22 protein-coding genes and 3 tRNA genes are annotated in these 23737 nt (G+C 70.3%); 14 read left to right on the forward strand and 11 right to left on the reverse strand.

The features are described from left to right. Positions 1-508: 508 nt before the first annotated feature. From mgtE to QP119_RS04335, 3 genes are all read right to left on the reverse strand, one after another. A complete protein-coding gene (gene mgtE, locus QP119_RS04325; protein WP_284773875.1) occupies positions 509-1870 on the reverse strand; it encodes a magnesium transporter in 1362 nt (453 codons plus the stop codon). Positions 1871-1988: 118 nt separating this feature from the next. Continuing rightward, positions 1989-2064: transfer RNA gene (locus tag QP119_RS04330), tRNA-Arg, on the reverse strand. A 1-nt stretch (position 2065) separates the two neighbouring features. Further along, positions 2066-2156: transfer RNA gene (locus QP119_RS04335), tRNA-Ser, on the reverse strand. Between the two features lie 255 nt (positions 2157-2411). On the opposite strand from QP119_RS04335, the gene QP119_RS04340 reads away from it, so the two are divergent. Together QP119_RS04340 and QP119_RS04345 are read left to right on the forward strand one after the other, a co-directional pair. Beyond that, the gene (locus QP119_RS04340) at positions 2412-3449 is read left to right on the forward strand and encodes a histidinol-phosphate transaminase (protein WP_284773877.1); all 1038 of its coding nucleotides are present in this window, start codon (positions 2412-2414) and stop codon (positions 3447-3449) included. Between the two features lie 92 nt (positions 3450-3541). After that, on the forward strand, positions 3542-4549 hold the full coding sequence (locus QP119_RS04345; protein WP_284773878.1) for an MDR family oxidoreductase: 1008 nt from the start codon (positions 3542-3544) through the stop codon (positions 4547-4549). A gap of 105 nt (positions 4550-4654) precedes the next feature. Here QP119_RS04345 and QP119_RS04350 read toward each other — a convergent pair. Continuing rightward, positions 4655-4739: transfer RNA gene (locus tag QP119_RS04350), tRNA-Ser, on the reverse strand. A gap of 169 nt (positions 4740-4908) precedes the next feature. Between QP119_RS04350 and QP119_RS04355 the strand changes: the two genes are divergently transcribed. Further along, the gene (locus QP119_RS04355) at positions 4909-5886 is read left to right on the forward strand and encodes an NAD(P)H-quinone oxidoreductase (protein WP_284773879.1); all 978 of its coding nucleotides are present in this window, start codon (positions 4909-4911) and stop codon (positions 5884-5886) included. Positions 5887-6198: 312 nt separating this feature from the next. Here QP119_RS04355 and QP119_RS04360 read toward each other — a convergent pair whose 3' ends face one another. The 3 genes from QP119_RS04360 to QP119_RS04370 all read right to left on the reverse strand — a co-directional run bounded on the left by QP119_RS04360 (position 6199) and on the right by QP119_RS04370 (position 9422). Next, on the reverse strand, positions 6199-7245 hold the full coding sequence (locus tag QP119_RS04360; RefSeq protein ID WP_284773880.1) for a hypothetical protein: 1047 nt from the start codon (positions 7243-7245) through the stop codon (positions 6199-6201). A gap of 341 nt (positions 7246-7586) precedes the next feature. Then, positions 7587-7934: a hypothetical protein gene (locus QP119_RS04365; protein ID WP_284773881.1), complete on the reverse strand. Its 348-nt coding sequence runs from the start codon at positions 7932-7934 to the stop codon at positions 7587-7589. 201 nt (positions 7935-8135) lie between these two features. Beyond that, the gene (locus tag QP119_RS04370) at positions 8136-9422 is read right to left on the reverse strand and encodes an aminotransferase class V-fold PLP-dependent enzyme (protein ID WP_284773883.1); all 1287 of its coding nucleotides are present in this window, start codon (positions 9420-9422) and stop codon (positions 8136-8138) included. 313 nt (positions 9423-9735) lie between these two features. On the opposite strand from QP119_RS04370, the gene QP119_RS04375 reads away from it, so the two are divergent. From QP119_RS04375 to QP119_RS04405, 7 genes are all read left to right on the forward strand, one after another. Beyond that, the gene (locus QP119_RS04375; RefSeq protein WP_083666743.1) at positions 9736-10584 is read left to right on the forward strand and encodes an ABC transporter permease; all 849 of its coding nucleotides are present in this window, start codon (positions 9736-9738) and stop codon (positions 10582-10584) included. Between the two features lie 24 nt (positions 10585-10608). Beyond that, complete coding sequence (locus tag QP119_RS04380; protein ID WP_284773885.1) at positions 10609-11520, forward strand: ABC transporter ATP-binding protein; 912 nt, start codon at positions 10609-10611, stop codon at positions 11518-11520. A 138-nt stretch (positions 11521-11658) separates the two neighbouring features. Continuing rightward, positions 11659-11865, forward strand: a complete 207-nt coding sequence (locus QP119_RS04385) for a hypothetical protein (protein ID WP_284773887.1) — start codon at positions 11659-11661, stop codon at positions 11863-11865. A gap of 4 nt (positions 11866-11869) precedes the next feature. After that, on the forward strand, positions 11870-12664 hold the full coding sequence (locus tag QP119_RS04390) for a hypothetical protein (protein WP_284773890.1): 795 nt from the start codon (positions 11870-11872) through the stop codon (positions 12662-12664). Between the two features lie 134 nt (positions 12665-12798). Further along, positions 12799-13413, forward strand: a complete 615-nt coding sequence (locus tag QP119_RS04395; protein ID WP_284773891.1) for a hypothetical protein — start codon at positions 12799-12801, stop codon at positions 13411-13413. 24 nt (positions 13414-13437) lie between these two features. Beyond that, positions 13438-13962, forward strand: a complete 525-nt coding sequence (locus tag QP119_RS04400; RefSeq protein WP_284773893.1) for a hypothetical protein — start codon at positions 13438-13440, stop codon at positions 13960-13962. Positions 13963-14084: 122 nt separating this feature from the next. Beyond that, complete coding sequence (locus QP119_RS04405; RefSeq protein ID WP_284773896.1) at positions 14085-14993, forward strand: glycosyltransferase; 909 nt, start codon at positions 14085-14087, stop codon at positions 14991-14993. Here the strand turns inward: QP119_RS04405 and QP119_RS04410 are convergent. The 4 genes from QP119_RS04410 to QP119_RS04425 all read right to left on the reverse strand — a co-directional run bounded on the left by QP119_RS04410 (position 14990) and on the right by QP119_RS04425 (position 18028). Beyond that, on the reverse strand, positions 14990-15532 hold the full coding sequence (locus QP119_RS04410; protein WP_284773898.1) for a hypothetical protein: 543 nt from the start codon (positions 15530-15532) through the stop codon (positions 14990-14992). The two genes, QP119_RS04405 and QP119_RS04410, sit on opposite strands and share 4 nt — an antisense overlap. 75 nt (positions 15533-15607) lie before the next feature. Continuing rightward, entirely contained in the window at positions 15608-16108 is a 501-nt protein-coding gene (locus QP119_RS04415; protein WP_284773899.1) for a GtrA family protein, read from the reverse strand. An 11-nt stretch (positions 16109-16119) separates the two neighbouring features. Beyond that, positions 16120-17172, reverse strand: coding sequence for a hypothetical protein (locus QP119_RS04420; RefSeq protein ID WP_284773900.1), 1053 nt, complete (start codon positions 17170-17172; stop codon positions 16120-16122). Positions 17173-17401: 229 nt separating this feature from the next. Continuing rightward, positions 17402-18028, reverse strand: coding sequence for a hypothetical protein (locus tag QP119_RS04425; RefSeq protein ID WP_284773903.1), 627 nt, complete (start codon positions 18026-18028; stop codon positions 17402-17404). A 42-nt stretch (positions 18029-18070) separates the two neighbouring features. Between QP119_RS04425 and QP119_RS04430 the strand changes: the two genes are divergently transcribed. The 4 genes from QP119_RS04430 (at position 18071) to QP119_RS04445 (ending at position 23689) form a co-directional block, all read left to right on the forward strand. Continuing rightward, positions 18071-18295 (forward strand): hypothetical protein, encoded by a 225-nt coding sequence (locus QP119_RS04430; RefSeq protein ID WP_284773904.1) that lies wholly within the window; start codon positions 18071-18073, stop codon positions 18293-18295. Between the two features lie 462 nt (positions 18296-18757). After that, positions 18758-20182, forward strand: a complete 1425-nt coding sequence (locus QP119_RS04435) for an FAD-binding oxidoreductase (protein WP_284773907.1) — start codon at positions 18758-18760, stop codon at positions 20180-20182. A gap of 136 nt (positions 20183-20318) precedes the next feature. Beyond that, positions 20319-21080, forward strand: a complete 762-nt coding sequence (locus tag QP119_RS04440) for a decaprenylphospho-beta-D-erythro-pentofuranosid-2-ulose 2-reductase (RefSeq protein ID WP_284773909.1) — start codon at positions 20319-20321, stop codon at positions 21078-21080. A 521-nt stretch (positions 21081-21601) separates the two neighbouring features. Beyond that, positions 21602-23689 carry a galactan 5-O-arabinofuranosyltransferase gene (locus QP119_RS04445; RefSeq protein WP_284773911.1) on the forward strand — a complete coding sequence of 696 codons (2088 nt, stop codon included), beginning with the start codon at positions 21602-21604 and terminating at the stop codon, positions 23687-23689. The last annotated feature ends 48 nt before the right edge of the window (positions 23690-23737 follow it).

A 23737-nucleotide genomic window follows, 5' to 3' on the forward strand; every position in this document is an offset into this window, starting at 1 on the left:
ACGGCGTCCTTCGTGCTGGGGGTCCCGAGTTTTTCCGGGGGTTTTCCCGTGGGTGACCGCGCCTCCCGCCCAGGGAGGCCAGCACCTCCCGCCCGGGGAGGTCAACGGGGTGGACGTCGATATTCTCCACCACCGGCGGTTACGATAATGATCCTAACCACCGGAACACCGGACTCCCAGACGCCTCACACTCCCGCCCCACCTGTCACACATATGCGCAGGTCCGCCCGGTCAGGCGAACCTGGGTGCGGGGGTGGTGCCACCCCCGAAGCGGACGAAATAAATACACCCGGATTTCCGACGTCCCGCCGCTCGCCGCCGGCGCCCACCCGCGCCCATCGCGCAGATCACCCACGGCCCCACACCCCGCCGCGAACCCACCGCACACCTCACCCACCGCCGCTCCCCTGCCACCCGCACCCGCCGCGCGCCGCAGGCGCGCGGCCGCCCCACGCCGGACGGCGCACGGGACGCGCACGGGGTGGGGCGGGACGTCGGCAATCGAAGGTCAGAGGCCGAGCACGGAGATGGCGATGAGGAAGTAGATGATCAGGCCGGTGGCGTCGCAGAAGGTGGAGATGAACGGGTTGGAGAAGACCGCGGGGTCGGCGCCGACGGACTTGGCAACGATCGGCATCGCACCGCCGACGGTCGCGGACATCGTGCACACGGCCAGCAGGGTACAGCCGATCACGGCGCCGATCGGCACGCCGTAGACGAGCGCGGCCAGGCAGAAGCCGATCGCGCCGAGCAGCACGCCCATCATCAGGCCCACGCGCAGCTCGCGCCACATGACCTGCAGGATGTCGCGCTTGCGCACGTCGCCGAGCGCCAGCGCGCGGGTGACCGTCGTGGCCGCCTGGTTGCCGGTGTTGCCGCCGGTGCCCGTGAGCAGCGGGATGAACAGCGAGAGCGTGACCACCTTCGACAGCGTCTCCTCGAAGACGTCGAGGACCTGCACGGTCAGGATCGCCGAGACCGCCAGCACCAGCAGCCACACCACGCGCGAGCGCACCAGCTTGGCCACCGGGGTGGACAGGTAGGGCTGCTGCAGCGGCTCGGAACCGCCGGAGCGCGCGGAGTCCTCGCTGTCCTCCTCCTCGACGATGTCCTGGGCGTCGTCCCAGGTCAGAAGCCCGACGAGGCGGTCGGTGTCGTCGACGACGGGCAGGGCGAGGTAGTCGAGCGGCAGGAACCAGCGGGCGGTGTCCTCGGCGTCGTCGTGCGCGCGGCAGTAGACGGGCTCGTTCATGATCTCGGCCAGGCGCGTGTCGTCGTCGGCGGTGAAGATCTCGGTGAAGGAGCAGAAGCCCTCGAGCTTGCGGTCGTGGGCGACGACGGGCACCGCGTAGATCGTCTCGACGTCCTCGGCGGAGCGGCGCAGCTTCTCCAGCGCCTGCGCGGCCGTCATCGTCGAGTAGATCGTGGCGACCTCGGGGCTCATGCGGCGGCCGACCGAGCCCTTCGGGTAGCCCATGACGACCTCGGTGACGTGCGATTCGCCGGGGTCGAGCTGGCGCAGCAGGGCCTCGGCGATCTCCGCGGGCAGCTCGTCGAGCAGCGAGACGCGGTCGTCGGGGTCGAGCTCGTCGAAGAACTCGTAGATGTCGCGGTTCTGCAGCGCGCCGATCAGGTCGGCCTGGTGGCGCGGGTCGAGCGCGTCGAAGACCTCGATGGAGCGGCGCCGGCTGAGCAGGCGCAGCACCAGGGCCGCGCGGGTGGGGTCGCTGCGCTCGACGAGGGCGACGACGTCCTGGATCGGGGGTTCGGCCAGCCGGGCGGCGAGTTCGTGGGCCTGCTCGGGGCGCAGGCTGTCGGCGCGCAGGATGCGCTTGAGTCCGTCAAGATCCCAGGTTTCGGTGACGCCCACGGCGCACCTCCCGTCTGTCATGGTGCTTGTCCCCCGCCGCGTCCACCGACGCCGCGGCACGAATGAGGCCCCGCGCCCGCCGACTCTAACCGGCGGCCACGAGGCCGTCACTTCATGGTGGTGCGCCCGGAGGGATTCGAACCCCCAACCTTCTGATCCGTAGTCAGATGCTCTATCCGTTGAGCTACGGGCGCGTGGCGGAGACGAGAGGATTTGAACCTCCGGACCTCATCACAAGGTCAACTCCTTAGCAGGGAGCCCCATTCGGCCGCTCTGGCACGTCTCCTGACCGTCCGACTCGAAGTCGGACTGCGTAGAGCCTACCGGAGCGTCGCGTGCGAATTCAAACTTGCTTGACGACGTCCCGGGGCACCCGCCCAGCGCGCACCTGCGGCGTGGGTGGGGGCGGCGCTGTCCGGGCCCCGGGGACTGGGCGGGCGCGGCGCCGGCCGGGCCGGGCGTCCGGTGGTGGGCCCGCCGGGGCGGGCGTCCGGGCGGCGCCGGTGCTTCGGTGCACGCAACCGGTACTAGGGTGAATCCCATGATCCGCCCTGACCTGGACACGCTGCCCTCCTACGCCCCCGGCCGCAAGCTCGCCGACGCCCTGAAGCTCTCCTCCAACGAGGTGACCTTCCCGCCGCTGAAGGCCGCCGTCGACGCGATGGCCGAGGCCGCCGCCGGCGCCAACCGCTACCCCGCCATGCCCGCCGCCGAGCTGACCGCCGCGCTGGCCGACCACCTGAGCCTTTCCCCGGAGCAGGTCACCGTCGGCTGCGGCTCCTCCGCGCTGTGCCTGCAGCTGCTGCAGGCGACCACCCGTGAGGGCGACGAGGTCATCTACCCGTGGCGCAGCTTCGAGGCCTACCCCATCTTCGTGCAGGTCGTCGGCGCGACGTGCGTGCCGGTGGAGCTCACGGAGACCGGCCGACTGGACCTCGACGCGATGGCCGCCGCCGTGACCGAGCGCACCAGCGTGATCTTCGTGTGTAACCCGAACAACCCCTCGGGCCAGACGATCACGCGCGCCGAGTTCGCCGAGTTCATGGACAAGATCCCGGAGCGGGTCACCGTGGCCCTCGACGAGGCGTACTTCGAGTTCAACCGCGCCGAGGACACCCCGGTCGCCACCGAGGAGATCGCCGCGCGGCCGAACGTGGTGGGGCTGCGCACCTTCTCCAAGGCCTACGGCCTGGCCGGCGCCCGCGTGGGCTACGCCTTCGGCGAGCCGGGCATCATCGACGCGATGACCAAGGTCGGGGTGCCTTTCGCGGTCTCCGCCCCGGCGCAGGCCGGCGCGCTGGCCTCGCTGAACTCGGCGGACGCGCTGATGGAGCGCGTCGAGGGGATCGTCGCCGACCGCGACCGGGTCTCCGACGCACTGGGCACCGCGCCGACCCAGGCGAACTTCGTGTGGCTGCCCACCCCGGCCGGCGACGCGGACTACCCGCGGCGGGTCTCCGAGGCGCTGGCCGGGCACGGCGTGGTGGTCCGCGCCTTCCCCGAGGGCGTGCGCGTGACCGTGAGCACGCCCGAGGAGAACGACCGGCTGCTCGAGGCCTGGCGCGCCGCGGGGCTGTAGGTCCCGGGCCGCACCCGGCCGCAGTCCCGGGCCGCACCCGGCCGCGCGAAACCCCCTCACCGCGGCCGGGTTCTCTCCTACACTCACGAGGCATGAGCCACTCCCCCGCCTCCCCCACCCGTGCCGTCATCGTCCGCGAGCTCAAGCAGCCCGCGCAACTGACCGAGGTCGACCTGGACGCCGTCGAGGTCGCCGACGGTGACCTGCTCATCGACGTCGCCTACTCCTCCCTGAACTACAAGGACGCCATGGCGCTGGCCGGCAACCCCGGCATCGTGCGCACCACCCCGCTGATCCCCGGTATCGACGCCGTGGGCACGGTCCTCGAGGCCCCCGGCGGTGAGTTCCGCCCCGGCCAGACCGTCGTCGTCAACGGTGCGGGCCTCGGTGAGCGCCGCGACGGCGGCTATGTCGCACGCACGTCGGCCCCCGCGACGTCGGCAATCGCGGTGCCGGACCGCTTCGACGCGCGCCAGGCCGCCGCGATCGGCACGGCCGGGTTCACCGCGGCGCTGTGCGTGCAGGCGCTGGTCGACCACGGGGTGACCGCCGGCGACGCGCCGGTGCTGGTCACGGGCGCGACCGGCGGGGTGGGCAGCATCGCGCTGCACCTGCTGACCGGGCTGGGCCTGGACACGGTGGCGCTGACCGGGCGGGTCGACGAGCACGGCGACTACCTGCGCGGGCTCGGTGCCGGCGAGATCCTCGACCGCGCCGACTTCGCCGAGCAGGGCAAGCCACTGCAGAAGGCGCGCTTTTCCGGGGTGGTCGACACCGTCGGCTCGCACACGCTGGTCAACGCGGTCGCGCAGCTCAAGTGGGGCGGCGTCACGGCGGCCTGCGGCATGGCGCAGGGCCCGGACCTGCCCGGCTCGGTGCTGCCGTTCATCCTGCGCGGCGTCACGCTGGTCGGCGCGAATTCCGTGGACGCCCCGGCTGAGCTGCGCAAGCGCGCCTGGGCGCTGCTGGCCCGGCACCTGGACACGGAGGTTCTCGAGTCGCTGACCGAGGAGATCGACCTGTCCGAGGTCATCGACGCGGGCTCCGAGCTGCTGGCCGGCCGGCGCCACGGGCGCACGGTGGTACGCGTCGCCGATTGACGACGCCGCGCGGGTCGGCGTTGTGTGAATGGCGCGGGTCGGCGCGTGGTGACGTGAAAAGACCGCCCCGCGGATCCCGGTGGACCCGCGGGGCGGTCGCTCGCGCGGAGGCGGGGGGATTTGAACCCCCGGACGGTTGCCCGTCGCCGGTTTTCAAGACCGGTGCATTCGGCCGCTCTGCCACGCCTCCCTGCCCCCGGAACAATACCGAAGCGGGGCTCGACGACCCGCATGGGCCCGCCCGTGGACCAGGCTGCACCGGCGTCGGGACCGGGTCCGTGCCGGCGTCGGGGCGAGGTCTGCGCCCGGGGGCGGAAACGGTGGCCGCGGCCCCGCGGTCGCCTTTAGGGTGGGGCGGTATGAAGGCCATCACACAAAAGGACCCGAACGACCCGACCTCCCTCGTCCTCGAGGACGTCGCCGACCCGGTGCCCGATGCCGGCGAGATCCTGGTCAAGGTGCACACCGCCGGGGTCAACCGCGGTGACCTGCTCCAGGCCCGGGGCCACTACCCGCCGCCGCCCGGGGCCTCCGAGATCATCGGCATGGAGTGCTCGGGCACCGTCGTTGCGAACGACACCGGTAAAGGGCCTGCGGTCGGCTCCGAGGTCGGCTGTTTGCTGGCCGGCGGCGGCTACGCGGAGCTGGTCGCCGTGCCGGTCGGGCAGACCGCGCCGCTGCCTGCGGGGCTGAGCCTGGCGGAGACCGGCTCGATCATGGAGGTCACCTGCACCGCCTGGTCGAACCTCGGGATGGCCGCCGGCCTGCGCCCCGGCACGGCCGAAGGCAAGAAGGTGCTGGTCCACGGCGGATCCGGCGGCGTCGGCTCCTTCGCGGTGCAGCTGCTGCACGCGCTCGGCTGCGAGGTGGCGGTGACGGCGGGTTCGGCGGAGAAGCTCGAGTACTGCCGTGAGCTGGGTGCCTCGAAGCTAATCAACTACCGCGAGCAGGACTTCGCCGAGGAGCTCAAGGGCTGGGCCGACGTCATCCTCGACATCATGGGCGCGAAGTACCTCAAGGGCAACATCCGGGCGCTCGCGCCGGACGGGCAGCTGGTGATCATCGGGATGCAGGGCGGTACGAAGGCGGAGATCAACCTGGCGCCGCTGCTGCCGAAGCGGCTGACGGTGCGCGGCACGACGCTGCGGGCGCGCCCGGTCGAGGGCAAGGCGGAGATCGTGGCCGACGTGGTGGAGAACGTGTGGCCGCTGATCGCGGACGGGTCGATCACCCACCGCGTGCACGAGACCTTTCCGCTGGCCGAGGCCGCCCGGGCCCACGCCGCGCTCGACTCCGGCGAGGTGACGGGCAAGCTCGCGCTGCGGGTGGAGAGCTGAGGGAGGGGTCTTAGGCCTGTTGACCGGGTATCCGGGGCCGGTTTTCCGGTGAGTCTGGGGCCGGCCCGGGGTCGGCCCGGGCTTTCGGGTCTCCAGCCGAGGTCCGGCGACGCGGTTTTCCGGTCAGCCCGGGGCCGGTCCGACTTTTTGTGTCATCCCAGAACTCCGCTCGGATGCCGACCTGGGGAAACGCGGTTCGTTGAAAGCCCCCATGACACATTTTCCCGGTCCCCCCTGCTATCCCCGGTCGCCCCCTGCTATCCCCGGTCGCCGGTACCTCTCACTCACGCACACTCCCGGAATTCCGCCGACTCACGCACAGTCACGGAGATCCGGCGGCAGATGCCGACTGCCGCTCCCGGTCGGGTACCGGACTCCCCGGTCCCACTGCTCCGGGGACGGTGGCGGGGCCCAGAACCGCCGGTCCACCGGTCTTCCCCTCACCTGGAGCGCCCGGTGGAGGTCCTTCACCCCGAAGAGAGCGCTCGGATCCCGCAGTGTCTCGGCGTCGAGGTGGCGCAGCACCATGCCCAAGTTGTGGAAGCCACGGCTGCGGTGAAGCTCGCGCAGGGCAGTGTTCCTCCCCTCCGCCCCCGTCGTCTTCGCCGCTCCCTCGTATTCCAGGATCATCCCGACGTCCGGGAAGAAGAAGTCCACTCTCCCGATGAACACCCCGTCCCCGTCGAAGATCGACACCTGACGCAGGGGTGCCGGCAGGCCGACGGCGGCGATGTGCAGCGCCGAGATGCTCTCGGCCGGTGATTCGCCGTAGGGAGTGGCGATCTCCCGCGCCTTCCTCGCATACGGCATCCCTGGTGTCCCGGCCAAGAGGTCCAGTTGGACGTCCAGGTCATGTCCGGTCAGCCTCCCCTCGTGCCAGGCGTTCTCGAGAGGAACCAGCCCCGCCGCCGCGCCGTCGAACCGGGCCGCGTCGAGAGCAGCCCGGACCGGGGAGACCACGCGGACCGGCATCCCCGCCACCGTCGTAACGCTCGTCGGGAAAGTGCCACCGGTCTTCGGCCGGTGCAGGCGTACTCCCGGCAGCCGTCTCGGACGGCGGCCCTCGGGAAGGTAGAGGTCGATGCGCATCTGCCCCGGCCCACTCCAGGTCGACAGCCCCATCGCGAGTGCCGCGGCCTGCCCCGTCAGCACACCGCCAGGCACTGCGTGCTGAAGAGCCGCGACTCTGAGGAACAACCTCTGCTTCGGGGTGAGCCGGCGCCAGTCCTTGGAAAGCACATAGGCCCCCTTGGCCAGCTTGATCAACTTCGATTCCCCGTGAGTGTCCCGCCGCCGCAGCTTCTCCTGCTGCCAGGAGGAGAGCCTGTCGGTCAGGATCAGCGCCGCCCCGAAATCCATGACTCCACCCCAGCAGATGATGGGCCGGGAAGGTATCCCCCAAAGTCGGGACTGTGGATACCGCTTCCCGATCACAGCGGTCTTCCACAGGCGAGCGGAGCTATCCCGCGCGGGCCGCCGGCGGGTGCTATCGGCTGTCCTGCCACCGTGGAACGACTCTCCTGCCGCCAGAGAACGGCTCTCGAGCCACCGAGGACCGACTTTTTGTGTCATTCCAGAACTCCGCTCGGATGCCGACTTGGGAAAACGCGGTTCGTTGAAATCCCCCACGACACATTTTCCCGGTTGGGGCGCTTCGCGGCCCCGATCCTGGGCCACCAGGGCACCACTCCGGCGGGGCGCTACACCGGCGGGCCCGAGAAGCAGCAGCCGAACGCCACCGCGATGACCACGAAGGGCGCGGCCACGGCCAGCAGCGCCGCCAGGAACAGGTCGTATTTCTTCCTCGTGACCGCCAGATAGCAGTTCGCGGCGAAGACCCCGACCAGGACCGCGCAGGTCACGATGACGGCCGGCCACCACCAGTCCCGGCCGATGATCCAGAAGAGGTAGCCGACCACGTAGGCGAGGACGGTGAGTCCCCAGCCGATCAGACGAGGCGAGCGGGTCAGCAGAGAATCGCGGTTCGGAGAACCGCCGTCCGAGGAACCACCGTCGGGGCCTTTATCGACCGAATGCGACTCGACCATGGTGCGCCTCCCGGAACATGCGTGCTGCGCTTCTAGGAATAGGCACACAATAAGTGAGCTAGGTCTCGCTCACAAGGGGTCGCGGAGGCACCAGCGCCACGCCCACGGAGCCAACTGCCCCGCTGACCCCGCGGGACCCGCGAGCCCCGACCCAGCGAGGCCAGCGAGGCCACCGCGCCCCGCACCCACAAACCCCGCGGTCTAAGCCAGCGAGGCCACCACGCGGGTCAGGTGCTCGATGTCGTGGCTCTGGTTGAACGGCGCCAGCGAGACCGTCACGGCCCCGCCGACCTCGTCGGCGCCCATGTCGGAGAGCAGCCCGCCGGTCGGCGCGACCGTGGTGACCAGGCCGTTGTCCAGCAGCCGGCGGTGCACCGTCTCGGCGGGCACGCCGCGCACGGCGAAGGAGATCCGCGGCACGCGGTCGACCCGCGAGCCCTGCGCGACCTCGCCGGTGACGCCCAGGATGTGCACCGCGGGCAGCGAGCCGATGAAGGTCACCAGGTCGCGGCTCAGCGAGCGCAGGTAGGCGGCCATCTCGGTCGCCGAGCGCACCAGCCGGTCGCGCCGCGGCCCGCCGGCGCCACCGCGCGCCCCGGAACCGCCGCCGGCACCGGCACCCGAACCCTCCGGGCGCGCCAGCGCCGCGAGGTGCTCCACCAGCGGCGCCACGCCGCCGGCCAGCCCCTCGGAGACGGGGAACTCGAGGCTGCGGTTTGTGCCGCGCTCGGCGGCCGGGTCCACCGGGTCGAGGCGGCGCAGCATCAGCTCGTCGCGGAAGACCAGCGCCGCCAGCTGCGGCCCGCCCAGGCGCGCGAGGTCCACGCCGACGATGTCGGTGCCCCACTCGCCCATGTCCACCGGGCGGTAGGCCGCGTACGTGGTGGCGTCGACGAGCACCCACAGCCGGGCGGCGCGGTGCGCGGCGTCGACGATCTCGGCGACCGGGGTGACGGTGCCCAGAAGCTCGTGCGCCGCGGGCAGCGAGACCAGACGGGTGCCCGGCTCGACCAGGCGCTCGTACTGGTAGGCCGGCAGCTCACCGGTGCCCAGGTCGGGCTGCGCCCAGCGCACGTGGTCGGTGGCGGCGGCGAGCTGGTGACTCAGCTCGGGCCGGTCGAGGTTGGTCAGCAGCACGCTCGAGCCGCGCCGCCACATCGGCCGCATCGCGCGCGCGAGCGTCGCGTAGAGCTGCTCGAGGCTGGAGCCGAGCACGACCTTCTCCGGCGAGGAGCCGACCAGGTCCGCCACGGCCAGGCGCGCGGCCGTCAGGTGGAGCTCGCCTTCGAAGCCGCCGCCGGTGGTGCGCGTGTGCGAGCCGACGCGCCCGGTGGTCGGCGGCAGGGGCGCGGCGGACGTGCGGAAGGCACGCGCGACCCCGGCGGCGACCCGCTCGGGGATCTGGGGCCGGTCGTGCGCGTTCAGGTACGTCCAGCCGTCACCCAGCGACACGTACTGACCGCGCACCTCCGCGACGTCGTAGACCATGGTTCTCCTGACGAGAGTGTGCGCTGTAGTCCCCACCAGTATGCCCGCCCCCGCCCGCCGCGCCACATCGCCAGGTCAGGGCGGGCATGGGTGACGACCAGCACATAATGTGATCCGTCACTGACCGCCATTCACTTTCCGACGTCGCGCCGGGCGACGTCCCCACGCACCCGCGGCGTCGGCGCGCACGACGCCGCGCGGCGCGGCGTCGTCAAGCACGCCACGGCTCACGATCCGCCCACCCCGCCCGCTAGGCTTGGGTGCCGTGCAGGAACAAACACGTACCCAGCAACTGCGCGCGGACCTGGCGCGGATGACGTCGGAGCCCGAGGGCGAGGCCCCCGCCTCGCAGTCGCGCACGATGAAGGCCGCCTGGGCCGACCTGGTCCGGGGGCTCGGCCAGCATGAGCTGTGGCTTTTGCTGGGCTGGCAGGACATCAAGCAGCGCTACCGGCGCAGCGTGCTCGGCCCGCTGTGGATCACCATCGCCACCGGCGTCATGGCGCTCGCCCTCGGCCTGCTGTACTCGGTGCTGTTCAAGGTTCCGATCGCGGAGTTCCTGCCGCACGTGACCGTCGGCCTGATCATGTGGGGGTTCATCTCCGGGTGCATCAAGGAGGGCGCGGACATCTTCATCGACAACGAGGGGCTGATCAAGCAGCTGCCCTCGGCGCTGTCGGTGCACGTCTACCGCCTGGTGTGGAAGCAGACGCTCTTCCTGGCGCACAACATGGTCATCTGGCTGATCCTGGTGCTGATCTTCCCGCGCAACCTGGGCTGGGACCTGCTGCTGGCGATCCCGGCGTTCGCCCTGCTGATCATCAACGGGGTGTGGGTGGCGATGTTCTTCGGCATCGTGGCCACCCGCTACCGCGACATCTCGCCGCTGCTGGAGGCGGGCACGCAGCTGCTCTTCTACGTCACCCCGATCGTGTGGATGACCTCGACGCTGCAGGAGAACATGGCGGAGATGGGCTCGCGGGCCAAGCTCGCCCAGCTCAACCCGCTCTACCACTACCTGGAGATCGTGCGTGCGCCCCTGATCGGCGCCCCGCTGCCCGCCTACCACTGGTGGATCGTCATCGGGTTCACGGTCTGCGGCGTGATCCTGGCGCTGATCGCGATGCGCCAGTGGCGCTTCCGGGTCTCGTACTGGGTCTAGGTCTAGGCGGATAAGGAGCACATCATGGTTTCCATCGACACCCACCACGCGTGCGTGGACTTCCCGATCTTCGACGCGAAGACCCGCTCGCTGAAGAAGGCGTTCCTGGGCGCGGCCGGCGGCGCGATCGGCCGCAACACGGACAACGTGGTCGTCGTCGAGGCGCTCAAGGACGTCAACCTGCACCTGCGCGAGGGCGACCGCGTCGGGCTCGTCGGCCACAACGGCGCGGGCAAGTCGACGCTGCTGCGGCTGCTCTCGGGCATCTACGAGCCGACCCGGGGTTCCGCGTCGGTGCGCGGGCGCGTCGCGCCGGTCTTCGACCTGGGAGTGGGCATGGACCCGGAGATCTCGGGGTACGAGAACATCATCATCCGCGGGCTCTTCCTGGGCCAGACGCGGCGGTCGATGAAGAGGAAGATGGACGAGATCGCGGAGTTCTCCGAGCTCGGCGAGTACCTCAACATGCCGCTGCGCACGTACTCGACCGGTATGCGCGTGCGCCTGGCGCTGGGCGTGGTCACCTCGATCGAGCCGGAGATCCTGCTTCTCGACGAGGGCATCGGCGCCGTCGACGCCGCCTTCATGGCCAAGGCGCGCGTGCGCCTGCAGGAGATGGTCAAGCGTTCGGGCATCCTGGTCTTCGCCTCGCACTCGAACGACTTCCTGGCGCAGCTGTGCAACACGGCAGTGTGGATCAACCACGGCGAGGTGCACCGCACGGGCCTGGTCGACGAGGTCGTCGAGGCCTACGAGGGCCCCGAGGCCGGCGCTCACATGCGCCGGATGGTCCGTCAGTTCCAGGGCGAGGACGCCGCCGTGTCCGTGGCTCCCGAGGACGAGGAGGCCCACGCCCGTGCGTTGGGCCTCGCGATTGACGACGCCGCGTCCCCCGCCCCGGGTGCGGACGCGTCCGGTTCCGGCGACGAGGCGTAGGCCGGCTAGCGCCGGCGGGGGCCGGCGGGGGAGCCGGCGGATCTCCTCGCCGACTTTCGTTGTTCCGCACCTCGAGCGCCTTAGACTCGGTACCACCACAGACTCGGCACGACCACCGCCGGCAGAGGGAGGCGAACCATGTCCAGCCCGACTTCCCCGCTTCGCTACGTCGTCCTCACCCGTGAGGAACCACTCGACGAGATCGACCGCATCCTTGAACGGGTCGGCATGACCGAAGACGAGCTGGGCGAGCTGGGCGAGAGCTCCCTTCTCTCCGAATCCGAGTACACGGATTGGCGACGCCTCGATGGACCCCGCTGGTTGACGCGGCCCGACGCGGAGTGATCCCGTGAGCGCCAGAGACGATCGAGAAGTTCCCGGCGCCATCAGTGACTTTCTGTCGTCTTTGACCACGTCACTGGAGTTCTTCACTGATTGCCGCGTGGAGCTCGAGATCACCCGGCTCGAGAGCATCAACGACTTCTCTATCGCGCCACCCCGGAACGAAGAGGAGAAGGGCAGGCCGACGTCACAACTTGTCGCGCTCACTGCTTACGACGCGATTGCGGAACACCCGGTCGCGCTTCTGGGGCTTGATCTCAATTTCCGCGGATTCATCAGTGATCGACACGGCGACCTCACGATTTCGCAGTCCACGATCGCTGTGTGGCCACTCGCCAAGCGGAGAGGAACTCAGCTTTTCCGCTACGACTACCTACGCAAACCCGGCAGGGAAATTCCGGCGGCATATCTCCAAGTCGCAGCGCATCGAGATCAGTTCACCCACCTTCTCGGTTTCCCGGGACGAGGAACCCATCGATCCAGGGGACGCGCCAAACGAGACCTTTCCGCCAAAGTCCCCTCGGTCGCCGAATATCATTTCCCGCTCGGAGGCCCTCGCTTTCGCCCCTGCCTCGAAGACATCCTCGAGTCGCTGCGCGCCGAATTCGGTCTGGAGGTCGACACAAACAAGTGGAAAACCACACCTCGAAAAGCTCGTGACGAGTGGCACCGCATCCAGCTGACGGCCGCGATTCTCGACGATCCCCGCGTGGCCGCCGAGATTCTCTCCCGGTACACCAACTCGGAAATCGTCCTCGACGAAGAAAAGCTGCCTCAGCCCCGCTCTCCTCACTCCTGGTAGCTGGCCCGCGCGAAAGCTGAACGGCCCGTAGCCGAAGCCTCCGCAGAGTCCGAGGACAACAGCTGCGCAGATACTTTTTGGTACACAAATGGCGGTATTTTTATAAATAGCATTCACTTCGGCATATTTACGAAGTGACCTTTGCAATCGCCGATAAATCCCTGAACGCGCTCGCGGCTCAGGTTCACCTCTTTGAGAGGATCTTCTCCATGAAGAAGCGCCTGATCGCCGTCGTCGCCGGCGCCACCATGCTGACCTCCGTCCAGGTCGCGCAGGCCGAGGAGGCCACCCCGGGCACCCCAGGAGAGTTCGCCTCTCACATCGGCGAGATCGTCAATCGGACCCAGAAGTACCCCAACTGGAACCACGGTACGGAGTGCCCCCGCTTTCAAGGGCTCCTGAGAAACCGCTCTCGAGCAGCAGCCGGGCAAGACCACAGATCAGAGCTCAAGGAGCACGACGACTGGCGGACCGCGGTCGGCTCCTCGATCGAGAACGACGCCAAGCAGAACTACCCTGAGGGCACCACCTGGGACATCCTGTGGGGCGTCGGTATCGCCACCGGCATCGTCGCTCCCCTGGGCGCGCTCGTCCAGGGCCTCGGCCTCCCGATCCCGGGCCTAGGCCGTCAACTCGGTTCTTTCGAGTCACCTGTAACCCGGCCCGTCGCTCCCTGCGGCGCGGCGGGGTTTCCTGCGACCACCACCCGTGCAGATGGCCACCTGAGAGCCACCCGGATAATCTTGTAACCCAGTCGTCCCGAAAGGAAGCCCATGAAGAAGCGTCTTCTCGCCGCCGTGATCGCCGGCGCCACCATGCTCTCCACCGTCCAGGTCGCCCAGGCCGCGGACAACGTTCCGCAGTCCACGGCCCCGGGCACCACCGCGGGCGCAGGCGCGAACGACAAAACCGACGCCGAGAAGGACCCCTTTCTCGACGGACTGGACCGCTACGGCAAGCTCCCTGAGATCGGCAAGCTCCGCGAGGAGCACCCCGAGTGGGCCGAGGGCAACGGCAAGAAGACCAGCGAGCCCTTCAACGGCTCTTCGGCGCTAAGCTCTGAGCGCAGCGACCTCGAGAAGGGCAAGGCCGCCGCCGATTGGTGGTCGATCGCCGGTTCCTCGGTGAAGAACGACGCCGAGAAGGACTACAAGGTGGGCACCACCTACGACATCCTGGCCGGCACCGGCATCGCCGCCGCGGTCATCGCCGTGCTCGGCAGCGTCGCCAACTTCTTCCTCAACGGCGGCCAGCTCCCGCCCCTGCCGCAGATCCAGCTGCCCGGTCTCCCGCAGTAGATCCCTCGTCCGCGCCCCCCACGCACGGGCGAGTTGGGCGACCGCCGAGCGGTGCGCCCCGGCCCCACCCACGTCGCGCGGCGCGGGCGGCGCGCCGGCGACCGTGTGCCAGAATTGAGCCCATGGAGATCCCGCCGCTCAACCGCGAAAACCCGACGATGGCCGTCATCGTCACCCACCACCGCGCCGAAATGCTGCGCAACTCGCTGAAGGTCGTCGCGGACCAGACGCACCGCGTCGAGCGGATCATCGTCGTCGACAACGACAATGAAGAAGCTGTGCGCGACGCCGTCAATCACATCGCCGGGGACCGCGGGGTCTACCTGTCCAGCCGCACCAACCTCGGCGGCGGAGGCGGATTCGCCTACGGGTTCCTCACCGCGCTCGCGCTCGGCGCCGGCGCCGTGTGGTGCGCCGACGACGACGGCCGGCCCGCCGACGAGCACGTGCTGGAGAAGCTCTTCGACGCCGCCGAGGCCCACGGCCTGCACGAGGTCTCGCCCGTGGTCTGCAACATCGACGACACCGACCGGCTCGCCTTCCCGCTGCGTCAGGGGCTGACGTGGAAGCGTCGACGCTCGGAACTCGAGGGCGACCTGGTCGAGGGCATCGCCAGCCTCTTCAACGGCGCGCTGATCTCCGCGCGCGCGATGGAGGTCATCGGCGTGCCGGACTACCGGCTGTTCATCCGCGGCGACGAGGTCGAGTACCACCGCCGCCTGGTGCGCTCGGGGCTGTCCTTCGGCACCGCGCTGAACACGGCGTACCTGCACCCGGACGGCTCGGCGGAGTTCCGCCCGATCCTCGGCGGGCGGATGCACACACAGTACCCGGACAACGAGAACAAGCGCTTCTTCACCTACCGCAACCGCGGCTACCTGATGAACCAGCCCGGCATGCGCCGGCTGCTGCCGCAAGAGTACGCGCGCTTCGGCTGGTTCTTCCTGGTGCAGCGTCGCGACCCGAAGGGGTTCCGCGAGTGGCTGCGGCTGCACCGGCTGGGCCGGCGCGAGCACTTCGAGCGGCCCTAGCGGGGCTTTTCGGCCCCAGGTCGGCCATCGGGCTCGGGCCGGCCCTCGGGCTCGGGTGCACCGTGGTCGAGGCCGGCCCCGGGCTCGCCGAGCTCCCCGCCCGTCTCGTCCCCGCGGCGCCGCTGCAGGAACAGCGCGGCCGAGGCGCCGAGCAGCACCGCGATCGGGCTGAGCGCCACCAGTTCCGCCACGCGCAGAAAGGTCGCCAGTCCCCCGGTGCCGATGGCCGCCGAGTAGACCAGCGACCACACCGCACGCACCGCCAGGTAGGCCAGCGCGCCGCTGAGCGCGATGCGCGCGTGCCCGCGGCGCTTGCCGGAGGTGCGCCGGAAGATGAACCAGGACACCGTAGCCAGGCCCAGGCCCGCGGCGACGCCGATGAACTCGACGCTGGCCATCACCCAGCTGATCGAGCTGCGCACGCCGCTGCCGAGCTCCGCGAACGAGTCGCCCATGAGCACGACGACGACCACGGCCAGGACGGCGGAGAGCACCCCGGCGCAGACCAGCTCGGCCCGGCGCGCGCGCACGGCGGTCATCGGCGGCTCCTCTCCTCGTGTTCCCGACCCGGTGATTCCTCCCCGAGACTACCGGGCGGGACGCGAGAGGTCAGATCAGCGGGCGCCGCGGAAGATGATGGTGCGCTGGATGACGAAGTTGGCCACCGTGGCCGTGCCCTGAGAGACGACGAACGCGATCAGCGTGGACAGCCAGTCCGGCAGCCCCCAGCCGGCCAGCAGGATGAAGCCGTACTTGTAGCCGCCGACGTTGATCAGGTACGTCACGCTGTAGAGCAGGCAGACCGCCAGGAAGCGGCGGACGGAAGGCTCGGCGCGGAAGGTCCAGCGCCGGTTGATCATGTAGGCGCTCAGCGTGCCGAAGATGAAGCCGACCGTGCGCGAGACCGCCAGGCTCTGCCCGAACAGGTACTGCATCACGGCGGTGAAGCTCAGGTCCACCACCGCCGAGGCGACGCCCGAGATGATGAAGCGGACCGCCTGGGTGCGCAGGCTGGATTCGTCGGTGCCCTTGATCACGGTCGTCTGCCTGCCTGAGTGGTGCTCCTCGTGGCCGGTCGGTTCGGTGCGGGAGTCGTCCTCACGTGCGTCGCGCATGGTGGGAAAGCCTAGTCCACCGGGGCCGCACCGCCCGCGAGCAGCGCACGGTAGAGGTCCAGGCGGCCGACCGGCGGGAGGCGGTCGGGGCCGTAGCCGCCGTGCGCGGCGAGCCGGTCGAGCGAGTCCCGGCACAGCCCACGGATCTCGTCGGCCTCCAGGTTGCCGCCGCCGGGGGCGGTCCAGCCGAGGGCGGCCATCGTGGTGGTGATCACTTCGTCGGTCAGTTCCTCGTCGGACAGGCACGTCAGCGCGAGCACGGTCGCCCAGAAGGCGTCGGTGCCGCGCTGGTCGTGCTCGAGGGGCAGCTCGGCGAGCGGCACTAGCACGTCCGCGGCGCCGTCTGCGCCGGGGCCCGCGCCCGTGCGCGCACGGGTGTGGGACGCGACGTCGTCAATCCGCTCCGGCCAGGAGGAGGCCGCCGCGGTGAGGTCGAGGGCCTGCAGCAGGGGCACGAAGTCGAAGAGCCCGCTGCGCGAGATCAGCCCGCGCACCTGCGGGTGCACCGCCGCGAGGACGTCGGTGATCGTCTCCGCGCCGGTCAGGCGTGCGTTGATGCCCGGCAGGTCGAAGGGCGCGCCGGTGAAGCTGCCGTAGCCGCCGACGCACAGCGCGTCCGGGGTGGCCGCGTCGCGCGGGAAGCCGCCGACCACGGTCACGGGCACGGCCCACAGGCCCCAGTGGTAGGTGACCTCGTCGTCCTCCTCGGCGAGGTGGAGGTGGAGCTCGTCGTCGCCGTGGAGTTCCTCGTCGTCGCCGGGGGCGGTGTCGGCGGCCGCGGGGCCGAACCACCAGGCCACGGTGCCGTCGCCGGTGGCCTCGGGGGTGTCGAAGCCGAGGCAGACGTCCAGGATCTGGTGCAGGTCGAACAGGTGCAGGTGGTCGTTGACGCCGATGTGGCGGTAGACCTCCCCCTGGCTCTCCGCCCCCGCGACGCGCAGCACCACGGTGCGCGCGGCCGGGTCGTCGCGGGGCCCGCGGCTGCGCTCTCGACGCGCGGCTGCCAAATCGACGACGGTGTCGTCGTCGATCCCGTGGCGGACGCCGGCCGGAGACGGTGACATGAGCCCCAGCGTAGCCGCGTCTGGCCGCCTCCCGCCGGGGCGAAACCCGGGGGCCGGCCGGGGTGCGGCAGGCTCGTGGGCATTTTGGGTGGGTTTGTCGGATCGGCCCGGTATTTCCCCAGGTCAGATTCCGGCCGTCCGCGCAAACTGCAACAAAATGCCCAAGGTGGCCCGGGATCTGGAACCAGGTCAGGGGCCAGCCCAGCCCCTGCCAGGCCAGCCCAAACCCCTACCCCAGCTCGGGCAGGGGGATCGGGCGCACCGACTTACCGAACTCGTCCTTCAGGAAGGCCCGCGAGCGCCGCTTGTTCTCCACCGCGCGCCACCCGTCGACCACGTCGGCCACCGCGCGCGCCAGCGCCCAGCAGGCCTTCGCCCCCGGCTCCCCGTGGTAGGCCTCGGCGAGGTACCCCGGGTCCGGGACCTCGACCTTCGGCAGCAGCAGCCCCTTGGCCTGCGGGTTCTTCTCCTTGTTCGCCGCGACGGCCGCGCTGATCTCCTTGGCCGCCGCGCGGATCGGCTCGACCAGCGCCGGCAGGACCCCGGCACCGGAGCCGGGTAGCACGCCGGCGGCCGTGGGAAAGTCAAGCCCCCGCTCCACCGCGGCCTCCGTGCGCGCGACGACCGTGCCCGTGAGCAGGTCGTCCAGCCGATCCGGGTCCACGTCACCGTCGCCCTCCGAGAGCACCCACGCCCCCGAGAGGATCGCCGCCGGCGAGGAGAAGTCCGGGTTGGTCTGCACGTGCCAGACCACGGTGCGCGCCTCCCCGGCGTCGACGACGGCGATGACGGGGTGCTCGGCGGGGGCGGCGTTCTCAGCCGCGGTCTCTGCGGCGGTGGTCTCAGGCGACGTCATGGCTCCCGACGTTACCGCCCCGACCCCGCTAGCCTGGATGCCATGTCCGAGATCAGCCACGACGAACGCCACGGCGTCCACGAGGCCGCGCAACGCACCAACCTGCCGCTCGACGACTTCATGGTGCGCCTGGTCGCCCAGGAGCTGCCCATGGTGGACACCACCAGCCAGTCCCTGGTGCTCAAGGAGCTCCGCGAGTACTCCGGGCCCACGATCACCAGCCAGGAGGAACTGCCCGAACCCGTGCGCCGTCTGCTGGACCTCTGAAGCCCCGATTGCCGACGTCGCGCCCCTCCCCGCCGGCGGTTCCCGCCCCGTAGGTGGGCACCACCCCAGGGGCGATTCCCGCCCCGTAGGTGGGCACCGCCCCCAGGGGCGGGCCCGCCGCGGGCGGGCACCGCACCACGGCGGGAACAACCCAGTGACGGAACGCACCGCACCACCCGGAGGGTGGCGCAGATCTCATGTGACGGGACGTCGTCAATCACAACCGGGCAGAACCGGAAACACGGACACGCAGATGTACGCAGACTCACCCCCTGGACACAGCTGTTACATTGTGGATTCCTACGCCCACCCGGGTATCGTTGACCACGTATGAGACCGAAAAGGTCAACATATCCACCCTGCGCGTCGCGTAGGGCCTCTCGTCTGCCCCGAGGCCACAGCCACGGAACCGGGCACAATCCCACATCCATCGGCACCGAGCACAAGGAAAGATAGCTTCCCATGGCACAAGAGACCATCCCCACGACGGAACAGTCGCTGCACGGCTGGGGCCGCACCGCCCCGTCGACGGCCCACGTCCTGTCGACCCCGGACGTCGAGACGATCATCGACGCCGTCACGATGACCGCCGAACGCAACTCGTCGCTGCCCGAGCGCGAGCGCCGCGGCATCATCGCCCGCGGCATGGGCCGCTCCTACGGTGATCCGGCCCAGAACGGCGGCGGCATCGTCGTCGACATGCAGCCACTCAACAAGATCCACTCGATCGACCCGGACACCGCCATCGTCGACGTCGACGGCGGCGTGACCCTCGACCAGCTGATGAAGGCCGCCCTGCCCTACGGCCTGTGGGTCCCCGTCCTGCCCGGCACCCGCCAGGTCACCATCGGCGGCGCCATCGGCCCGGACATCCACGGCAAGAACCACCACTCCGACGGCTCCTTCGGCGACCACGTCACCTCCATGGAGCTGCTCGTCGCCGACGGCCGGGTGCTCCACCTCGAGCCCGAGGGCAGCGAGGACGACCCCGAGGGCACCCTGTTCTGGGCGACCGTCGGCGGCATGGGCCTGACCGGCATCATCCTGCGCGCGCAGATCCGCATGACCAAGACCGAGACGGCCTACTTCATCGCGGACACCGACCGCACCAGCAACCTCGACGAGACCATCGCCGCCCACTCGGACGGCTCGGAGAAGAACTACTCCTACTCCTCGGCCTGGTTCGACGTCATCTCCCCGGAGCCCAAGCTGGGCCGTGCCACCATCTCGCGCGGCTCGCTGGCCACCCTCGACCAGCTCAAGGAGTTCGCCCCGAAGCTGGCCAAGGACCCGCTGAAGTTCAACGCCCCGCAGCTGATGACCGTACCGGACATCTTCCCGTCCTGGACGATGAACAAGCTGACGCTGTCCGCCATCGGCGAGGCCTACTACATGATGGGCGCGCCGGCGCGGAACCAGGTCAAGAACCTCACGCAGTTCTACCAGCCGCTCGACCTGATCGGTGAGTGGAACCGCGGCTACGGCAAGGCCGGCTTCCTGCAGTACCAGTTCGTCGTGCCGACCGAGGCCGTCGAGCCGTTCAAGGACATCATCAAGCAGATGCAGGCCAGCGGCCACTACTCTGCGCTCAACGTGTTCAAGCTCTTCGGCGAGGGCAACCGCGCCCCGCTGAGCTACCCGATGCCGGGCTGGAACGTCTGCGTCGACTTCCCGATCCGTCCGGGCCTGAACAAGCTGCTCGACGACCTGGACCGCCAGGTCCTCGAGTTCGGCGGCCGCCTCTACCTGGCCAAGGAGTCGCGCACCACCCCGGAGATGTTCCACAAGATGTACCCGGGCATGGAGGGCTGGCTGAAGACCCGCAACGAGATCGACCCGACCGGCGTGTTCGCCTCGGACATGTCGCGCCGCCTCGAGCTGCACTGATCCGGCGAGGGCGCCGTGCGGTCGCGGGCCGCGTGGTCGCGAGCCGCATGCTCGCACGCCGCGCCGCGCGGCGCCCACCTACACTCACCGCAAAGCCAAGCGAAGCTACAAGGTAAGCAACAAGGAGAGTCACCAAATGCTCAACGCTGTGGGACAGGCCCAGAACATCCTGCTGCTCGGCGGCACCTCGGAGATCGGCCTGGCCGCCGTCACCGAGTTCCTCGAGCGCGGCCCCGCCCGCGTCATCCTCGCCGCCCGTGAGGACTCGCCGCGCATCGAGGCCGCCGCCAAGCAGGTCCGCGAGGCCGGCGCCTCCGAGGTCGAGGTCATCGACTTCGACGCCACCGCCTTCGACACCCACGAGGAGGTCATCGACAAGGCCTTCGCCAACGGCGACGTCGACGTGGCCATCGTGGCCTTCGGCACCCTGGGCGACCAGGAGGAGCTGTGGCAGAACCACGACAAGGCCGTCGCCTCCGCGCAGGTCAACTACACCGGCCCCGTCTCCGTGGGTGTGCTGCTCGGCCAGCGCATGCGCGAGCAGGGCCACGGCACCATCGTGGCGATGTCCTCGGTCGCCGGCGTGCGCGTGCGCCGCTCGAACTTCGTCTACGGCGCCTCCAAGGCCGGCCTGGACGGCTTCTACACCCAGCTCGGCGTCGCCCTGAAGGACTCCGGCGTCAACGTGCTGGTCGTCCGCCCGGGCCAGGTGCGCACCAAGATGTCGGCCGGGGTCAAGGAGGCCCCGCTGACCGTGGACGCCAAGGAGGTCGGCGAGCGCATCGTCGACGCCGTGCTCAAGGGCAAGGACATCATCTTCGTCCACCCGGCCTTCGAGGCTGTCGCCGGCGTGTTCAACTTCATCCCGCGCCAGATCTTCAACCGCCTGCCGCTGTAAGGGTGGAGTCTGAGGCGGCGGCGCCCTAGAGCGCCGTACGTCCTAGCGCGCCCCGCGCGGGGTGAGACCCGGGTTCCGGTCCTTTGATGGGCCGGGGCCCGGGTTTCCTGTTGCTTGGAGGGCCTGGTGGGGTTGGTGGGGGGGGTTGGTTTTGACGGGGTCGGTGGGGTTCGGCGCGGGGTCGGCGGGCATTTTGTGTCGTTTTGTGCCTGGACCGCGAAATCGACCTGGGAAACGTCGGCGCGGCCGGACAAACCCACCCAAAATGCCCACAGTCGGCCCGCCACAGCCCACCGCCTACCCGCCACAGTCCACGGCCCGCCCGCCACAGCCCACGGCCCGCCCGCCAGAGCCACCCAGGAGACCCCACCAACCCCACCCGCCCCAGGTTCCCCGCGCTGCGGCCGCCTGCCCTCCCCGACCGACCCCGCCACACCCGCCCCCGAGCCCGCCGAACCCCACACGCGACCCGGGCTCCGGGGTGCCGGGCCGCAGACCACCGGTGTGCAAGACTTGAGCTCATGGCAACCAGCAGCACCGCCTCCCCCACCGGCGACCCGGAGACCCCGGTGGGTGCCTCCGCGACCCCGGTGAACGGGGAAACCACCACCGACCCCGAGGCCCACCGCCTCACCCCGCCGCCGGCACCGGTCCGCCCGGACCGCTGGGGCCGGGGCGCAACGGTGGCCGCGATCCTGCTGGCCGCACTGGCCGGCGCGGTGGCCACGCTGGCCGGCTGGCTGGTGCTGCGCGCGGTATCGCTGCCAGCCTTCAACACCTCGATGGTCACCCGCGCGCTGGCCACGGCGGGGACGGTCGTCGTCGTGGCGGCCGTGGTGGTGCTCTGCGCGCTGTGGATCCGCGAACGCGACACAGACGCCGACAAGACCGGCGCCAACACCGGCGCCGACACAGACAACCCCCGCCCCCGCTGGCGCACCTGGCTGACCGTCGCCGTGACCTACCTGGCCCCCGCCGGCCTGGTCCTGACCTCCACGGGCGTCCCGCTCTCGGCGACCCGCCTCTACCTCGACGGCCTGCAGGCCGACCAGTCCTTCCGTACCCAGTTCCTCACCCGCATGACGCAGACCGCGCACCTGGCGGACATGAACTACTGGGACCTGCCCAGCTACTACCCGTCCGCCTGGTTCTGGGGCGGCGGCCGGCTGGCCAACCTGCTGGGGCTGCCGGGCTGGGAGGTCTACCAGCCGTGGGCGCTGGTCTCCATCGCCGCGGCGGCCTGCGCGCTGGTGCCGGTCTGGCAGCGGCTGACCGGCTCGCTGCCGCAGGGCGCGGCGATCGCCCTGGTGACCACCTCGATCATGCTGGTGATGAACCCCGAGGAGCCCTACGCGACGATCATCGCCATGGGGGCGGCGGCCGCGGTGCTCGTCGCCCGGCGCGCCGTGGACGGCTCCTGGTTCGCCACCCTCGGCGTCGCCGTCTACCTGGGTGTCTCGGCCTCGATGTACACCCTCTACACGGGCTTGCTCGCCGGCACCGTGGTGGTCCTGGCCTTCTGGGCCGCCGCCGCGCACCGCTCGATCCGCCCGCTGTTCCACCTGCTCGCCGCGGGCCTGGGCTCCATGGCGATCGCCGCGGTCGTCTGGGCGCCCTACCTGATCGAGGAGCTGACCGGCGGCCACGCCTCGGGGGCGACGGCCATGCACTACCTGCCCGGCGAGGGCACCCGCCTGCCGATGCCCTTCCTGGCCTTCTCCCTGGTCGGCTTCCTCTGCCTGGTCGGCCTGGTCTACCTCATCGCCGGCTGGCGTGACCTCGACGCGCGCGCCCTGGCCATCGCCACCGGCTGCTTCTACGGCTGGATCCTGCTGAGCATGCTGATCACGGCGCTGGGCACCACGCTGCTCGGCTTCCGCGCGGACGTGCTGGTCACCGTGGCGCTGGCCACGGCGGGCATGCTCGCGCTGGCCCGGCTGCGCGCGGTCGGCCCGGACAAGCTCTACCCGGACCGCGTCACCCCGGCCGCGCGCCGCACGGTCAGCCTGGTGCTCGTCTGCCTGCTGGGCCTGGCGGGCCTGGCCTACGCCCAGCAGATCCCGGGCCGCAACGAGGAGCACATCGACCACGCCTACGTGGACACCGACGGCTACGGCGAGCGCGCGGACCGCTTCGCCCCGGACGCCACGCAGTACTACGCGGAGATCGACCAGACGATCCGCGAGGCCGGCCGCGTGCCCGAGGACACCGTCGTCTTCACCGACGAGATCCGCTTCATGGCCTACTACCCCTACTTCGGTTTCCAGTCCTTCACCAGCCACTACGCCAACCCGCTCGGCGAGTTCGACCACCGCAACGAGGCCATCGAGCAGTGGGCGGACGACTCCTGGGAGGCGGACCCGCGGGGCTTCGTCGACAAGATCGAGGACACCCCGTGGCGCGCCCCGGACGTCTTCGTCATGCGCGGCGACGTCGAGGCCGGGCTGGCCGGCGAGGACGCCTACAAGGTCCACCTCGCCGAGGACATCTACCCCAACCAGCCCAACGTCCGCTACCGCGCGGTCTTCTTCAACCCGGAGGTCTTCGACGACGCGGACCTGTGGACCGTCGAGCAGGTCGGCCCCTTCGTCGTCGCCGTGCGCCGCTAGGAGAGAGATTGCCGACGCCCCGACCTCGCCGCCCCGCACCCGCTGCGG

Source organism: Corynebacterium frankenforstense (genome assembly GCF_030211955.1).
Lineage (GTDB): Bacteria > Actinomycetota > Actinomycetes > Mycobacteriales > Mycobacteriaceae > Corynebacterium > Corynebacterium frankenforstense_A.

Bases quoted from the DNA above. Each gene is read 5' to 3' on its own strand.
- QP119_RS04340 (WP_284773877.1), top strand. From the start codon at position 2,412: ATGATCCGCCCTGACCTGGACACGCTGCCCTCCTACGCCCCCGGCCGC.
- QP119_RS04345 (WP_284773878.1), top strand. From the start codon at position 3,542: ATGAGCCACTCCCCCGCCTCCCCCACCCGTGCCGTCATCGTCCGCGAG.
- QP119_RS04355 (WP_284773879.1), top strand. From the start codon at position 4,909: ATGAAGGCCATCACACAAAAGGACCCGAACGACCCGACCTCCCTCGTC.
- QP119_RS04360 (WP_284773880.1), bottom strand. From the start codon at position 7,245: ATGGATTTCGGGGCGGCGCTGATCCTGACCGACAGGCTCTCCTCCTGG.
- QP119_RS04365 (WP_284773881.1), bottom strand. From the start codon at position 7,934: ATGGTCGAGTCGCATTCGGTCGATAAAGGCCCCGACGGTGGTTCCTCG.
- QP119_RS04370 (WP_284773883.1), bottom strand. From the start codon at position 9,422: ATGGTCTACGACGTCGCGGAGGTGCGCGGTCAGTACGTGTCGCTGGGT.
- QP119_RS04375 (WP_083666743.1), top strand. From the start codon at position 9,736: ATGACGTCGGAGCCCGAGGGCGAGGCCCCCGCCTCGCAGTCGCGCACG.
- QP119_RS04380 (WP_284773885.1), top strand. From the start codon at position 10,609: ATGGTTTCCATCGACACCCACCACGCGTGCGTGGACTTCCCGATCTTC.
- QP119_RS04385 (WP_284773887.1), top strand. From the start codon at position 11,659: ATGTCCAGCCCGACTTCCCCGCTTCGCTACGTCGTCCTCACCCGTGAG.
- QP119_RS04400 (WP_284773893.1), top strand. From the start codon at position 13,438: ATGAAGAAGCGTCTTCTCGCCGCCGTGATCGCCGGCGCCACCATGCTC.
- QP119_RS04405 (WP_284773896.1), top strand. From the start codon at position 14,085: ATGGAGATCCCGCCGCTCAACCGCGAAAACCCGACGATGGCCGTCATC.
- QP119_RS04410 (WP_284773898.1), bottom strand. From the start codon at position 15,532: ATGACCGCCGTGCGCGCGCGCCGGGCCGAGCTGGTCTGCGCCGGGGTG.
- QP119_RS04415 (WP_284773899.1), bottom strand. From the start codon at position 16,108: ATGCGCGACGCACGTGAGGACGACTCCCGCACCGAACCGACCGGCCAC.
- QP119_RS04420 (WP_284773900.1), bottom strand. From the start codon at position 17,172: ATGTCACCGTCTCCGGCCGGCGTCCGCCACGGGATCGACGACGACACC.
- QP119_RS04425 (WP_284773903.1), bottom strand. From the start codon at position 18,028: ATGACGTCGCCTGAGACCACCGCCGCAGAGACCGCGGCTGAGAACGCC.
- QP119_RS04430 (WP_284773904.1), top strand. From the start codon at position 18,071: ATGTCCGAGATCAGCCACGACGAACGCCACGGCGTCCACGAGGCCGCG.
- QP119_RS04435 (WP_284773907.1), top strand. From the start codon at position 18,758: ATGGCACAAGAGACCATCCCCACGACGGAACAGTCGCTGCACGGCTGG.
- QP119_RS04440 (WP_284773909.1), top strand. From the start codon at position 20,319: ATGCTCAACGCTGTGGGACAGGCCCAGAACATCCTGCTGCTCGGCGGC.
- QP119_RS04445 (WP_284773911.1), top strand. From the start codon at position 21,602: ATGGCAACCAGCAGCACCGCCTCCCCCACCGGCGACCCGGAGACCCCG.